Source organism: Streptomyces sp. ISL-87, from assembly GCF_018614095.1.
In the GTDB taxonomy this organism is placed as follows: domain Bacteria; phylum Actinomycetota; class Actinomycetes; order Streptomycetales; family Streptomycetaceae; genus Streptomyces.
The window spans coordinates 18,997-32,697 of the sequence record NZ_JAGGOY010000022.1; the positions used below are offsets into that span (position 1 = coordinate 18,997).

Genomic DNA, 13,701 nt, shown 5'->3' on the forward strand with positions numbered 1-13,701 from the left:
CTGGGGCGAGGCAGCGCCGTAAGCCGGTATTTATGGTTTTAGCGGTAAATCCGCGATGATGGGCGACTCCCCCACCTGCCCCGCCCCCACCGGAGTACTGCATGTCTGCCGAGACCGCCGCCGAGGCGATGGCGGCCCCCGCCGAGACGTCGATCGAGACCCGCGGCCTGGAGCCCGTTCCGGACGGCGAGCGCGGCGGCCGGGTCCGCGAGCTCGTACCCACCTGGGTCGCCGCCAACATCAGCGTGCTGCTGCTGACCATGGGCGCCGGCCTGGTGATCTTCAACAAGCTCAACATCTGGCAGGTGCTCGTCGTCGCGATCGCCGCGCCCGTGGTCTCGTACGGGCTCGTCGGCCTGATCTCCATCGCCGGAAAGCGCGGCGGCGCACCCGGCATGGCCCTGTCCCGGGCTGTCTTCGGGCAGCGCGGCAACCTCTTCCCCGGCGTGCTGATCTGGGTGGCCCGCTGGGGCTGGGAGACCATCAATGCGGTCAGCGGCGCCTTCGCCGTGCTCACGGTGCTGGACCTGCTGTCCGGCGTGAAGAAGAACACCCCGCTGATCGTGGTGACCCTGCTGCTCTTCGTCGGCTGCACCTTCCTGGTCTCGGGGCTCGGCATCAACGCGCTGCGCGTCTGCTCGAAGTGGTCCACGTACCTCTTCGGCGCGTTCAGCGTGCTCGTCCTCGGCTATCTGGTCGCGGAGACCGACTGGTCCGCCGTGTTCGGCAAGCCCGCCGGCTCCACGGCGATGATGGTCGCGGGCATCGGCACCATCGCGGCGGGCGGTATCAGCTGGGTCCCGTCCGGCCCGGACTTCACCCGCTACCTGCCGCGTACGGCCTCCGCCAAGGGCATGGTCGGCGCGACGATCGGCGGCGCGGCCGTCGTCGTCATCCCGATGGTCCTGATGGGCGCGGTCATGGCGGTCGGCACCCCGGACCTGGCCACCGCGCAGGACCCGGTCTCCTTCATCGGCGAGCTGCTGCCCGTCTGGATCGCGGTCCCGTACCTGCTCATCGCGCTCGTCGGCATGCTGCTGATCAACTCGATGTCCATGTACTCGGCCGGTTTCACCGCGCAGACCCTCGGCATCAAGGTCCCGCGCGCGGCGGCGGTCAGCGTCAACGCCGTCATCAGCCTGGTCTTCGGCTTCCTGCTGATGGTGGTCGCGACCAGCTTCTTCGGCTCGTTCATCTCCTTCCTGACCCTGCTGGCCGTGGCCTTCTCCGCGTGGATCGGCGTCTTCGGCGTGGACATGCTCGGCAGGAAGGCCTACGACGGCCGCGCGCTGCTGGACACCACGCGCACCAGCGCCTACTGGTACAAGGGCGGCTTCGCCTGGCAGGCCATGACCGCGTGGGGCGTGGCCCTGGTGGTGGGCCTGCTGTTCACGAAGGTCGACTGGTTCGGCGGCCCGCTCGCCTCCACCTGGATCGGCGAGAACGGCCTGGGCTGGGCGGCGGGCATCGTCACCTCGGCCGCGCTGTACGCCGTACTGCCGCGCACGGCGCCCGCCGGACCCGGCCCGGCCCCGGCTCCGGCCCCGGCTCCGGCTCCGGCTCCGGCTCCGGCTCCGGCTCCGGCTCCGGCCGAGTAGCCCGTGCCCGCCGGATCCCTGTCCAACTGACGTCACGTCAGCTAACGTCCCCCTTCGCCCGCCCACCCACCTCCGGCGAAGGGGGACTTCTCCATGCCCATCACCGTGGCCCGGTTCAATCTCGTCGACCCGAACGGCACCCCCGAGAGCCTCTCCGCCCGCTACAAGGCCGCGCTGGAGATGGCGACGTACGCGGACGACCGCGGGATCGACACCATCCAGACCGAGGAGCACCACGGCACCGGCAACAACTGGCTGCCCTCGCCGTTCGCGTTCGCGGGCGCGGTGTTCGGCGCCACCCGGCGGATCGCCGTCACCGTCTCGGCGATCATCGGCCCGCTGTACGACCCGCTGAAGGTGGCCGAGGACATCGCCGTACTCGACCTGCTGAGCGGGGGCCGCCTCGTCACCGTCGCGGGCATCGGCTACCGGCCCGAGGAGTACGAGCAGCACGGCGTCGAGTGGGGCCGGCGCGGCAAGCTCCAGGACGAGCTGCTGGAGACCCTGCTGAAGGCGTGGACCGGCGAGCCCTTCGCGTTCCACGGCCGGACCGTACGGGTCACCCCGCGACCGTTCACCCAGCCGCACCCGCTGCTCCTGGTCGGCGGCAGCTCCGAGGCGGCGGCCCGGCGCGCCGCCCGGCTCGGGCTGCCGTTCTTCCCCAGCGCGCACCTGCCGGAGCTGGAGGCGTACTACCGGGCGAAGCTCGCGGAGTACGGCACGGAGGGCTTCTGCATGATGCCCGCGGCCGAGACCCCGCTGCTGCACATCGCGCAGGACCCGGACCGGGTCTGGGCCGAGCACGGCGAGCGGTTCCTGCACGAGGCCGGGATGTACGCGTCCTGGCAGTCGAAGGACATCCGCAGCGCGGTACGGTCGGCCGCGCGCTCGGTGGCGGAGCTGCGCGCGGAGGGCGTCTACCGCGTCCTCACCCCGGCGCAGGCGGTCACGTACGCCCGCGGCGCCGGCGAGGCGGGGAACCTGGTGCTGCACCCGCTCTGCGGCGGGATGCCCATCGACGAGGGCTGGCGCAGCCTGCACCTGCTGTGCGAACAGGTACTGCCCCGGCTCAAGAGCTGAGCGGGGGCAGTACCTGTCACAAGAGGAGAGGGGGTATTGGCGGGGGTGGTTACCCCATCTCCTCCAACGCCTTGCCCTTGGTCTCCGGCACCCACTTGAGGATGAACGGGATCGAGAGCAGGGCGAAGCCCGTGTAGATGACGTACGCGCCGGACAGGTTCCAGTCGGACAGCGTCGGGAACGAGACGGTGATGACCCAGTTGGCGACCCACTGGGCGGCGGCCGCGACACCGAGCGCCGCGGCCCGGATGCGGTTGGGGAACATCTCGCCGAGCAGCACCCAGACCACCACGCCCCAGGAGAGGGCGAAGAAGAGCACGAAGGAGTGCGCGGCGATCAGCGCGACCGTGCCCTGGGCGTCCGGCATGGTGATGTTGTCCCCGCTGCCCTCCTTGTAGGAGAAGGCCCAGGCGCAGACGCCGAGGGAGATCGCCATGCCGACCGAGCCGATGAGCGCGAGCGGCTTGCGGCCGAGCCGGTCGACGAAGATCATCGCGATCACGGTGCCGATGATGTTGATGATGGACGTGGTGAAGGAGTAGAGGAACGAGCTGCTCGGGTCGATGCCGACGGACTGCCACAGCGAGGAGCTGTAGTAGAAGATCACGTTGATGCCGACGAGCTGCTGGAAGACCGAGAGGCCGATGCCGATCCAGACGATGGGCATCAGGCCGAAGCGGCCGCCGAGCAGGTCCTTGAAGGTGGACTTGTGCTCGGAGCGCATGGCGAGGTCGATCTCGGCGACACGGGTGTCCACGTCGATCCGGGAACCCTCGACCTCGCGCAGCACCTTCTTGGCCTCGTCGGTGCGGCCGACGGAGATCAGGAAGCGCGGGGACTCCGGGATGACGAAGGACATCAGCCCGTAGAGCACGGCCGGGACGACCATGACGCCGAGCATCCACTGCCAGGCCTCGAGCCCGCCGATCTCGCCGCGCTGGTCGCCGTCGGCGAGGTTGAGGATGCCCCAGTTGACGAGCTGGGAGATGGCGATGCCGATGACGATCGCGGCCTGCTGGAACGAGGCGAGCCGGCCGCGGTACGCGGGCGGGGACACCTCGGCGATGTAGGCCGGGCCGATGACGGAGGCCATGCCGATGCCGAAGCCGCCGATGACGCGCCACATGGCGAGGTCCCAGAGGGCGAACGGGAGGGCCGAGCCGATGGCGCTCGCGGTGAACAGGACGGCCGCGATCTGCATGCAGCGGATACGGCCGATCCGGTCGGCGAGCCGCCCGGCGGTCGCGGCGCCGAGCGCGCAGCCGATCAGCGCGGCGGCGATGACCTGGGCGAGCGCCTCGGAGCCGACGTCGAAGCGTTCCCGGATCGCGACGACGGCGCCGTTGATGACCGAGCTGTCGTAGCCGAAGAGGAAGCCGCCCATCGCGGCGGCGGCGGTGATGAAGATGACGTGCCCGAGGTGGTCGGGCTGGGCCGCGCGGGCGCCGCCTGCCGAGGCCTGCGCTGTGCTGCTGCTGGTCAAGGTGTGCTCCTGCGTGCCCGGCTGCGGTGACGGGCGGGTGGGGGTGATGTCCTCCAGTGGTGCACAGTTCAAGATCCGGCACCACCTGAACGGAAAGGCAGCGAAGCAGAGCCTATGTGTTCAGTTTGTGAAGTCAATACTTCGTAGAAGTTGCTACGAGACTTCTCATGCTTCACTTCTTGAAACCATAAACGGCTTCCACCGGCTACCGGCTACCGGCTACCGGCTACCGGCTACCGCAGACGCTGGCTGATGACCTTGGAGACGCCGTCGCCCTGCATCGAGACGCCGTAGAGCGCGTCGGCGACCTCCATCGTCCGCTTCTGGTGCGTGATGACGATCAGCTGCGAGCTCTCCTGGAGCTCCTCCATGATCCGGATCAGCCGCTGAAGATTGGTGTCGTCGAGCGCGGCCTCGACCTCGTCCATCACGTAGAACGGGCTGGGGCGCGCCTTGAAGATGGACACCAGCAGAGCCACGGCCGTCAGGGACCGCTCGCCGCCGGAGAGCAGCGAGAGCCGCTTGACCTTCTTGCCGGGCGGGCGCGCCTCGACGTCCACGCCGGTGGTCAGCATGTTGTCCGGGTCGGTGAGGATCAGCCGGCCCTCGCCGCCGGGGAACAGCCGCGAGAACACCCCCTCGAACTCCCGCGCCGTGTCCTGGTAGGCCTCGGTGAAGACCTGCTCGACGCGCTGGTCGACCTCCTTCACGACCTGAAGGAGGTCCGTCCGCGTCTTACGGAGGTCTTCGAGCTGCTCGCTCAGGAACTGGTGCCGCTCCTCCAGCGCCGCGAACTCCTCCAGCGCGAGCGGGTTGACCTTGCCGAGCTGCTGGTACGCGCGTTCGGCCGCCCGGAGCCGCTTCTCCTGCTGTACGCGGACGAACGGGCCGGGCTGGTTGCGGGGGTGCTCCGGGTCCTCCGGCAGTTCCTCGCCCTCGGCGGGCAGGCTGGGCGGCACAGGCTGGTCCGGGCCGTACTCGGCTACGAGCCCGGCGGCCTCGACACCGAACTCCTCCAGCGCCCGGCCCTCCACCTGCTCGATCCGCAACCGCTTCTCGGCACCGAGCACCTCACCGCGGTGCACGGAGTCGGTGAGCTTGTCGAGCTCGCCCTTGAGATCGCGGCCGCGGGTGCGGGCCGCGTCGAGCTCCCGCTCACGCAGGCCCTTGGCGTACTCGGCGGCGCCGCGCTCCTGATCGGCCCGGTGCAGCGACACCTCGACGTGCGCGAGCAGCTGCCGGGCGCCCTCGGCGACGGCCGCGGCCACGTCGGCCTCGTGGCGCAGCCGCTGCCGGCGCTGCTCGGCGCGCGCTCGGGCCTCACGCTCGGCCCGTGCCCCGCGGTCCAGTGCGTCGGCACGCCCGGCCAGCCCCTTGACCCGCTCCTCATGGGTCCTGAGCTGGAGCCGGGCCTCCATCTCGGTCTGCCGCGCGTTGGCCCCGTCGGCGGCCAGCCGGTCCCGCGTGGCGGTGTCCGGCTCCTCCTCCAGGGGCATCTCCTCGGCGATGGCGAGCCGCTCGGCGCACTCCTCCACATCGGCCAGGGCCTGCTCCAGCGCGTCCTGTGCCTTGGCCGCGGCGGCGGCGCTGCGCTCCGCCTCGCCCGCGGCCCCCTTCGCCTGCCCGGCGAGCCGCCCGAGCTGCTGCGCGAACCCGGCGCGGGCCTGCTCCGCTGCCCGCCGCCGCTCGCCGATCTCCTCGACGAGGGCGGCAGCCGCGTCGCGCCTGCCCTGTGCGGCCTGCTTGTCTTCTCCTGTCGCCTCGCACTGCTCATCGAGCCGGGCCAGCTCGTCCGCCGCCTCGTCGACGGCGGCCTGCACCTCGATGAGGCTGGGTACCCCGGCGGACCCGCCGTGCGCGAGGAACGCTCCGAGCACGTCCCCCTCGGCGGTCACGGCCACCACCTCAGGGCGCGCCGCGACCAGGGCCTCCGCGTCCTCCAGCGTCCCCACCACGACAAAGTCCCGCAGCACCCAGCCCACGGCCCGCACGAGCCCGGCCTCTCCGTGCACAAGCCGCGCGGCCGCGACGCTGCGCTGTGCCGTGACGCTGGGCTGCGCGGTGACGCTGGGCTGCGCGGTGACGCTGGGCTGCGCCTCGCCTGCGGCAGCGCTGTCGGGGGCTCCGCCCCCGAATCCCCGCACCTCAAACGCCGGCGAGGCTGAAATATCCAGCCCCGCCGGCGTTTGAGGCGCGGGTCCGGGCAGAGCCCGGTTTCGGGAAGGGGCGGGGTGGGGGAGAACTCCCCCCGGACCGGGCGCGATCGCCTGCGCGGGCAACTCCACAGCCGAATGGGCCGGGCCGGAGCCCGGCGCCTGCCCGGGCGGAGTGGCCGCGCCGGGGGCACACGGGGCCTGGCCCGGAACGGCAGTTCCGGTCAGGGTGCCCGGGGCGATCAGGAACGTGGCCCGGCCCGCATCGGCGGCGCGCAGGTGCCGGATCGCCCCCGCCGCCGCCCCCGCCGAGGCCACCGCCACCGCATCCGCCGCCGCACCCAGCGCCGCCGCCACCGCGACCTCGTACCCCGGTGTCACCGACAACCGCTCCGCCGCCGGTCCCAGCAGCCCCGCCAGCCGTTCCCGCGCCGCGAGGAGCGCGCCCGTACCGTCCTTGCGCCGCAGGCCCATCGCCAGCGCGTCCCGCCGCGCCGACACCGCAGCCCGCGACCGCTCCGCCGCCGCCAAGGCGTCCCGCGCCGCGCCGAGACCGGCCTCCGCCGCCGTCAACTCGGCCCGCGCCGCCTCGTACTCCGCGTCCAGGGACGGAGCCTCGCTCCCCCCGGCCTCCTCCGCCAGCGCCTCGTACTCCGCCTGCGCGGCCCCGGCCCGGGATTCCGCCTCGTCCCGCGCCGCCACCAGCCGGTCGATCTCCGCCTGAGCCGCCCCCGCGCGGGACCTGGCCGCGCCCAGCCGGCCGGTCAGCCGGGCCAGGCCCTCGCGGCGGTCCGCGATGGCCCGCGCCGCGTCCCGAAGCCGCCGTTCCTCCTCGGCGAGCGACCGCTCCAGCTCCGCCCGGTGCTCGACCGTGTCCTCCAGCGCCCGCGAGGCCGCCTCCAGCGCGGCCGTCAGCTCCGCCTCCTGCTCACGGATCCGCGCCGCCTCCCGCTCCATGTCCTCCGGATCGCGGCCCCGCCGCTCCTCCGCCGAGCCCGAAGCCGACGCCGACGCGCTCTTCACCCGTGCGTCCGCCAGGGACACGGTCCCGCGGACCCGCTCGGCCAGCTGCGACAGCTCGTACCAGGTCTGCTGGGCCCGTTGGAGCCGCGGCGCGAGGTCCCGTACCGCCCGCTCCAGCTCGGCCTCCCGCCGCAGTGCTCCCGCGAGCTCCGCCTCGGCGGCCTCCTTGCGCTCCTTCAGGGCCGCCTCGTCCGCGATCTCCGCGTCCAGCGCGCCCCGCAGCGTCACCAGGTCGTCGGCGAGCAGCCGCAGCCGCGCGTCCCGCAGGTCCGCCTGGATCACGGCCGCCCGCCGGGCCACGGCCGCCTGCCGCCCCAGCGGCTTGAGCTGTCGCCGCAACTCCTCCGTCAGGTCCTGCACACGCGCGAGGTTGGCCTGCATCGCGTCCAGTTTCCGCAGCGCCTTCTCTTTGCGCTTGCGGTGTTTGAGTACGCCCGCCGCCTCCTCGATGAAGGCCCGGCGGCCCATCGGGTCGGCGTGCAGTACGGAGTCCAGCTGGCCCTGGCCCACGATGACGTGCATCTCGCGGCCGATGCCGGAGTCGGAGAGCAGTTCCTGGATGTCGAGCAGGCGGCAGGTGTCACCGTTGATCTGGTACTCGCTGCTGCCCCCGCGGAACATGATCCGCGTGATGGTGACCTCGGCGTACTCGATCGGCAGCGCGCCGTCGGAGTTGTCGATCGTCAGCGAGACCTCGGCCCGCCCGAGCGGCGGACGCCCGGTCGTCCCGGCGAAGATGACGTCTTCCATCTTCCCGCCGCGCAGGGATTTGGCCCCCTGTTCGCCCATGACCCAGGACAGCGCGTCCACCACATTGGACTTGCCCGAGCCGTTCGGCCCCACCACACAGGTGATCCCGGGCTCGAAGCGCAGAGTGGTGGCAGATGCGAAGGACTTGAAGCCGCGCAGGGTCAGGGACTTGAGGTGCACGCCGCCGGACTCTACCTTTCACGTTCGGTTTCGCCCATGAAGGTGCAGGGCACATCAGACGTTAAAGGAGATAGCCCCCCACCTGGCCCAACGCCTTTCGCGCGCCCAGGTGAAAGAAAGAAGGGACGCCGGGGCGTCCCTTGCAGATCATGCGGGGCTGGAGTTGAGCGACGAGTGAGTGCGAATCAGGTGAGCGCAGGCTCCGCCTGGGGTACGTCGATGTCGATGCTGTCCAGCAGCGAGTCTCCGTGCTGAGCGGCGGCCGCGTTCAGAGCGTCATTTTCGGACTGAATCCGTACGAGCTCGGACTCAAGGTCCTGGACGCGCTGCTGAAGCCGTCGCATCTCGGCGAGGAGTCGCGGGTCGGAACCGCCGACGTAACCGAGAAGCGCCTTTGCCATGATGGATGGTCCTCCACACTGAGTGACCGACCGAAGCGGTGTGGGTCGTGAGGGAATCGCACCCGCGGATGTCCGGCAGCGACTGTCAGTCACTGCGCTTACTACTGCCAGCACTGCCAAACAGCTCAGGTGCGCGGGGCTTCCAGCGTCTCACCAAAAAGTTTGACGGTCAACACGATCACGCCCCGTATCGGCGGGCAGCCCGGCCCTCGCAAGGGGCGTGGAGATCATCCTCGACTCCGAGCCTTCCACGTATCACGCCCGTCGGCAACGCGTCACGGATGAATGCGCAGATCCGACCGCGTGTGGACCATCCAGAGATCTGATCAGTTCATGATCAGTCGATCCGTCACCGGATCGCGAACCCGTCGTAGCCACCGCGCGGTGTGCCCCAGATCTCTGTCACCCCGTCCACCTTCCCGGGCGTGTCGGCGGAGCAGAGCCATTCGAGCAGCCGGTGGCAATTCTCACGTTGCCCTTCGGCCACCACCTGCACTCGCCCATCGTCGAGGTTGAGGGCGAAGCCGATGACTCCGCCGATCTCCAGAGCATTGGCCCTGGTGAACCACCGGAAGCCCACTCCCTGTACACGGCCGCGTACCCAGGCGGTCAGGCGGACATCTTCATTCATGCGTGAACGCTAACGGTGCAAACACTTTCCGGGCACACCGCCCCCCGGCCCCCATGGGCTACAGTCGCGCTCCAATGAGCTCACCCGATCGGGTGAGCGTTGCGAGGAAAGGCCGGCACCGATGGGACGCCACCGACTCCATACCGCGCCGCGCCCCAGCGGCAAGCGCACCGCCGTGCGCAACGGGCTGCTGGGTGTCTCCGTGGCCGTGGCCCTCGGCACGGCGGCCGTCACCACCGGCCTGGTGCCGGTGGGCAGCGCGTTCCCCTACGTCGGCACCGACACCAAGACGGAAGCCAAGGCCGGCACCGGTTCGCAGGACTCGGCGGGCGCCGGCAGTTCGGTGGAGCAGCAGGGCGGCCTCGCGAACCTGTCCGGCCGCGCCTCCGCGGGCCCCGGTGCGGGGTCCGCCAGCCCGTCGGCCTCGGCCTCCGCCTCGCCCTCGCCCACCCCGTCGGCCTCGCCCACCCCGTCGGCCTCGCCGTCCCCGTCGGCCACGCCGTCGGCCTCGCCGTCCCCGAAGGCTTCGCCCACGCCGTCCGCGAAGCCCTCCCCGTCCGCCTCCACCAAGGCGCCGGTGAAGATCCCCTCCCCGACGCGCCCGAAGCCGCCCGCTCCGGCGCCCGTCACCCCCACGCCCGACGACGGCCACTCCGCCGAGGAGGCGGCCGTGGTCACCCTGGTGAACCAGGCGCGGGCCCAGGCCGGGTGCGGTCCGGTCCGCGCGAACCCGCCGCTCGCGGCGCTGGCCGGGGCCTTCAGCAAGGACATGGCCGTACGCGGCTTCTTCGACCACACCGACCCCGACGGGAACACCCCCTGGGCCCGGGCCGAAAAGGCCGGCATCTCCGGGCTCGGCGGCGAGAACATAGCCCGCGGCCAGGGTGGCGCCGAGGCCGTGATGAAGGCCTGGATGAACAGCCCGGGCCACAAGGCGAACATCCTCAACTGCGAGTTCCGCACCCTGGGCGTCGGCGCCTACTTCGCCGCCGGCGGCCCCTGGTGGACCCAGGACTTCGGCTTCTGAGAAGCCCGGAAACGCGACTCAGGCCCCCATCGCCCGTCCAGGGCGGTGGGGGCCTTCCGCTGCCCGTATCGGGACAGCGCCGGGGAGGCGTCAGACCGCGGAGGCCGCCAGAGCGGCGCGGCCCGCGATGACCACGCGGGTGTGCTCGGCGACGCGGCGGCCGAGGTGCTCGGCGGTCGCGATGTCGGCCTTGTGGACGGCGTCCGCACCCTCGTCGGAGTTGGACTGGGCGGCCGCTCCGCTGGAGAAGCCCAGGCGGTTGAGGTCGTTCTCCGACGCGGTGCTGGAGTTCCAGCCCGGCTTCAGGCCCAGGTTGACCCAGCTCATGCCGTGCTGCGCCGCCAGCGTCTGGAAGTACTGCAGGGTGTGGCCCTTGTCGCCGCTCTTGGACGCGGAGTTGGTGAAGCCCGCGGCGACCTTGTCGTGCCAGGTGTCGCCGAACCAGCGCTTCGAGGTGGCCTCGGCGAAGGCGTGGAAGGCACCCGAAGCGGTGCCCATGTAGGTCGGGGAGCCGAAGACGATGGCGTCGGACGCGTCGAGCAGCTCCCACTTCGCGTCGTCGATCTCGTCGACCTTGACCAGGTGGACGGTGGCCCCGGCCTCCGCGGCACCGGCCCGGACGGCCTCGGCGACAACAGCGGTGTGGCCGTAGCCGGAGTGGTAGGCGATCGAGACGACGGGGGTGTGCGTGATTGCGGACAAGGCGGTTCTCCCTCGGGGACGTACTCGGTGCGTCGCGGTGCGGCGCGGTGCATCGCGGTGCGGCGCGACGAGAACAAGAGAAGCACTAACTTTTAGAAAGCGCAACCCACGAGTTAGCGCTACCTGGGAGTACGCTTGCTCCATGCAGACCTCTGTCAGCGCCGAAGCCACCGAAACCGCCGAAGCCGCACAGGCCGGATGCGAGCTCCCGTTCGATGTCTTCGCGCGCGCCTGCCCGTCCCGGGAAACCCTGGAACACGTCACCGGCCGCTGGGGCAGCCTCATTGTGGGCGCCCTGCGCGAGGGCCCGAGCCGCTTCAACGAGCTGCGCCGCCGGGTGGAGGGCGTGAGCGAGAAAATGCTCTCCCAGACCCTGCACGCGCTGGAGCGGGACGGCATCGTGAACCGTGAGGCACAGCCCACCAACCCGCCACGCGTCGACTACGAGCTGACCCCGCTCGGGCGTGAGGTCGCGGACCGGCTGCTCTCCCTGATCCACCTCCTGGAGGGGAACATGCAGCAGGTACTGACCGCCCGGCAGTCCTACGACGACACGCGCGGCGGGCGCTGACAGCGCGGGCAGAAGTAGCTGGACCGGTTCATCCACGGGCGTCGCCGTATCGGCGTACCGCAGCGCCGGCACGGCTCGTCCTCGCGCCCGTAGGCGTCGAGCGAGCGGTCGAAGTACCCGGACTCTCCGTTCACATTGACGTAGAGGCTGTCGAAGCTGGTCCCGCCGACGGCCAGGGCGGCGTTCATGACGTCCCGCACATGGCCGAGGAGTTCCACGCTCCGGGGGCGTGTGAGGGTGGCGGTGGGGCGCTCGAAGTGCAGTTTGGCGCGCCACAGCGCCTCGTCCGCGTAGATGTTGCCGACGCCGCTGATCAGTGACTGGTCGAGCAGGGCACGCTTGACGGTGGTGCGCCTGGCGCGCAGCGCGAGGTGGTACGCGACCTCGTCGAACAGCGTGTCGAGCGGGTCCCGGGCGATGTGCGCGATGACGTCGGGCAGTCCGTCGGGGGTGTTCTCGTGGAGGGACAGCCCGCCGAAGGTGCGCTGGTCGACGAACCGGAGCTCGGTACCGGCGTCGTCCTGGAACCGCACCCGGATCCGAAGGTGCTTCTCATCGGGCGCGCCCTCGGGCTGCACGAGCAGCTGCCCGCTCATCCCCAGATGCCCCAGGATGGACAGGTCCCGCTCCACCAGGGGCAGCCACAGGTACTTCCCGCGCCGCTGCGGCACCCCGATGGTCTGCCCGCCGAGGCGCGCCGCGAAGTCGGGCCCGCCGCCCGGGTGGCGCCGTACGGCGCGCGGGTGCAGGACCTCGACGGTCTCGACGGTCCGCCCGGCCACCCAGCGCTCCAGCCCCCGCCGCACGACTTCGACCTCGGGCAGCTCGGGCACGGTGTTCCTCCGGAGGGGGTGCGGTTTCGATCGCCTCCTGCCGAGCGTACCGGCCGTCCCTGCGGGGCTTTCCCCTGCCCGCCCTTCCACCGTTCCCCGGGCTCCGTCCGGACCCGCGCCTCAATCGCCGGCGGGGCTGGAAATCAGCCCGCACCAAGGAACGGAAACGGGACCGCCCGCCCCTGCGAGGCAGGGGCGGGCGGGGGAATCCCGAAGGAAGGGTCAGGCGCTCGGCGTCGGGTCGGCGGGTGCCGGCGACCCGTCGTCCTCAGCCGGGGCCTCGGCGTCGGCCGAAGCCGCCACCGGGGCCTGAGCGGCAGCGGCATCGGCCGCGATCCGCTCGTCCGCCGCGGCACGGATCCCGCGCCACGCGGATTCCGCCGCCTGCTGTTCCGCTTCCTTCTTGCTGCGGCCGGTGCCGGTGCCGTACGAGACACCACCGACGCGAGCGGCAGCTGTGAAGGTCTTCTCGTGGTCCGGGCCGGTCTCGGTGACCAGATATTCCGGTACGCCAAGGCCTTCAGCCGCCGTGAGCTCCTGGAGACTGGTTTTCCAGTCCAGGCCGGCCCCGAGGTTGGAGGACTTCTCGATGAGCGGGTCGAAGAGCCGGTGAACCAGCTCCGAGGCCGCGTCGAGGCCCTGATCGAGGTAGACCGCGCCGATCACCGCTTCAAGGGTGTCGGCGAGGATGGAGGCCTTGTCCCGGCCGCCCGTGCCCTCTTCGCCCCGGCCGAGCCGGATGAAGGAGCCGAGTTCGAGGCCACGCCCGACCTCCGCCAGTGCACGCGAGTTGACTACCGCGGCCCGCAGTTTGGCCAGTTGGCCTTCCGGCAGATCGGGGTGGGTCGTGTACAGCGTGTCCGTGACCACCAGGCCGAGCACGGAGTCCCCGAGGAACTCCAGCCGCTCGTTGGTGGGCAGACCGCCGTTCTCGTACGCGTACGAACGGTGGGTCAGTGCACGCACCAGAAGGGCGGTCTCGAGTTGATACCCGAGCCGCCCTTCCAGAAGCGTGTGGGACGAGGCCGCGTTGTTACTGTCTGCCTGCTTCTCAGCGTTGGACAGCTCAGACATTGCGCCTCTCACCAGCCGCTCAGACCTCGAGAACCTGGCGCTTGTTGTAGGTGCCGCAGCTCGGGCACGCAATGTGCTGGAGCTTCGGCTCCTGGCAACGCTCGCACGAAACCAGGGTGGGGACCGCAGCCTTCCACTGCGACCGGCGGTGGCGCGTGTTGCTGCGCGACATCTTCCGCTTCGGAACAGCCACGG

General features: G+C 71.1%; 12 protein-coding genes. 4 read left to right on the forward strand and 8 right to left on the reverse strand.

What is annotated here, in order from left to right; translation table 11 throughout:
* The first annotated feature begins 101 nt into the window (after window positions 1-101).
* Window positions 102-1,598: a cytosine permease gene (locus J7I97_RS08050; RefSeq protein ID WP_251058588.1), complete on the forward strand. Its 1,497-nt coding sequence runs from the start codon at window positions 102-104 to the stop codon at window positions 1,596-1,598.
* Between the two features lie 93 nt (window positions 1,599-1,691).
* Window positions 1,692-2,678 (forward strand): LLM class flavin-dependent oxidoreductase, encoded by a 987-nt coding sequence (locus J7I97_RS08055; RefSeq protein ID WP_214932159.1) that lies wholly within the window; start codon window positions 1,692-1,694, stop codon window positions 2,676-2,678.
* A 49-nt stretch (window positions 2,679-2,727) separates the two neighbouring features.
* On the opposite strand, the gene J7I97_RS08060 is transcribed toward J7I97_RS08055, so the two are convergent.
* From J7I97_RS08060 to J7I97_RS08075, 4 genes are all read right to left on the reverse strand, one after another.
* Window positions 2,728-4,161: a sugar porter family MFS transporter gene (locus tag J7I97_RS08060; protein WP_214932162.1), complete on the reverse strand. Its 1,434-nt coding sequence runs from the start codon at window positions 4,159-4,161 to the stop codon at window positions 2,728-2,730.
* A gap of 233 nt (window positions 4,162-4,394) precedes the next feature.
* Entirely contained in the window at window positions 4,395-8,267 is a 3,873-nt protein-coding gene (locus J7I97_RS08065) for an AAA family ATPase (protein WP_214932165.1), read from the reverse strand.
* Window positions 8,268-8,452: 185 nt separating this feature from the next.
* Window positions 8,453-8,668, reverse strand: a complete 216-nt coding sequence (locus tag J7I97_RS08070; RefSeq protein WP_031144198.1) for a hypothetical protein — start codon at window positions 8,666-8,668, stop codon at window positions 8,453-8,455.
* A 349-nt stretch (window positions 8,669-9,017) separates the two neighbouring features.
* Entirely contained in the window at window positions 9,018-9,299 is a 282-nt protein-coding gene (locus J7I97_RS08075; protein ID WP_214932168.1) for an acylphosphatase, read from the reverse strand.
* Between the two features lie 121 nt (window positions 9,300-9,420).
* Between J7I97_RS08075 and J7I97_RS08080 the strand changes: the two genes are divergently transcribed.
* Window positions 9,421-10,326 (forward strand): CAP domain-containing protein, encoded by a 906-nt coding sequence (locus tag J7I97_RS08080; protein ID WP_214932171.1) that lies wholly within the window; start codon window positions 9,421-9,423, stop codon window positions 10,324-10,326.
* A gap of 90 nt (window positions 10,327-10,416) precedes the next feature.
* Here the strand turns inward: J7I97_RS08080 and J7I97_RS08085 are convergent, their stop codons facing one another.
* A complete protein-coding gene (locus J7I97_RS08085) occupies window positions 10,417-11,028 on the reverse strand; it encodes a flavodoxin family protein (RefSeq protein WP_251049247.1) in 612 nt (203 codons plus the stop codon).
* 142 nt (window positions 11,029-11,170) lie between these two features.
* Here J7I97_RS08085 and J7I97_RS08090 point away from each other — a divergent pair, with 142 nt between their 5' ends.
* Window positions 11,171-11,599, forward strand: a complete 429-nt coding sequence (locus tag J7I97_RS08090; RefSeq protein WP_214932176.1) for a helix-turn-helix domain-containing protein — start codon at window positions 11,171-11,173, stop codon at window positions 11,597-11,599.
* Here J7I97_RS08090 and mutM read toward each other — a convergent pair.
* The 3 genes from mutM to rpmF all read right to left on the reverse strand — a co-directional run bounded on the left by mutM (window position 11,572) and on the right by rpmF (window position 13,699).
* The gene (gene mutM, locus J7I97_RS08095; RefSeq protein ID WP_214932179.1) at window positions 11,572-12,432 is read right to left on the reverse strand and encodes a bifunctional DNA-formamidopyrimidine glycosylase/DNA-(apurinic or apyrimidinic site) lyase; all 861 of its coding nucleotides are present in this window, start codon (window positions 12,430-12,432) and stop codon (window positions 11,572-11,574) included. The genes J7I97_RS08090 and mutM overlap by 28 nt on opposite strands.
* A 222-nt stretch (window positions 12,433-12,654) precedes the next feature.
* Window positions 12,655-13,506: a ribonuclease III gene (gene rnc / locus J7I97_RS08100; RefSeq protein WP_214932182.1), complete on the reverse strand. Its 852-nt coding sequence runs from the start codon at window positions 13,504-13,506 to the stop codon at window positions 12,655-12,657.
* A gap of 19 nt (window positions 13,507-13,525) precedes the next feature.
* Window positions 13,526-13,699: a 50S ribosomal protein L32 gene (rpmF, locus tag J7I97_RS08105; protein ID WP_003965982.1), complete on the reverse strand. Its 174-nt coding sequence runs from the start codon at window positions 13,697-13,699 to the stop codon at window positions 13,526-13,528.
* Between the last annotated feature and the right edge of the window lie 2 nt (window positions 13,700-13,701).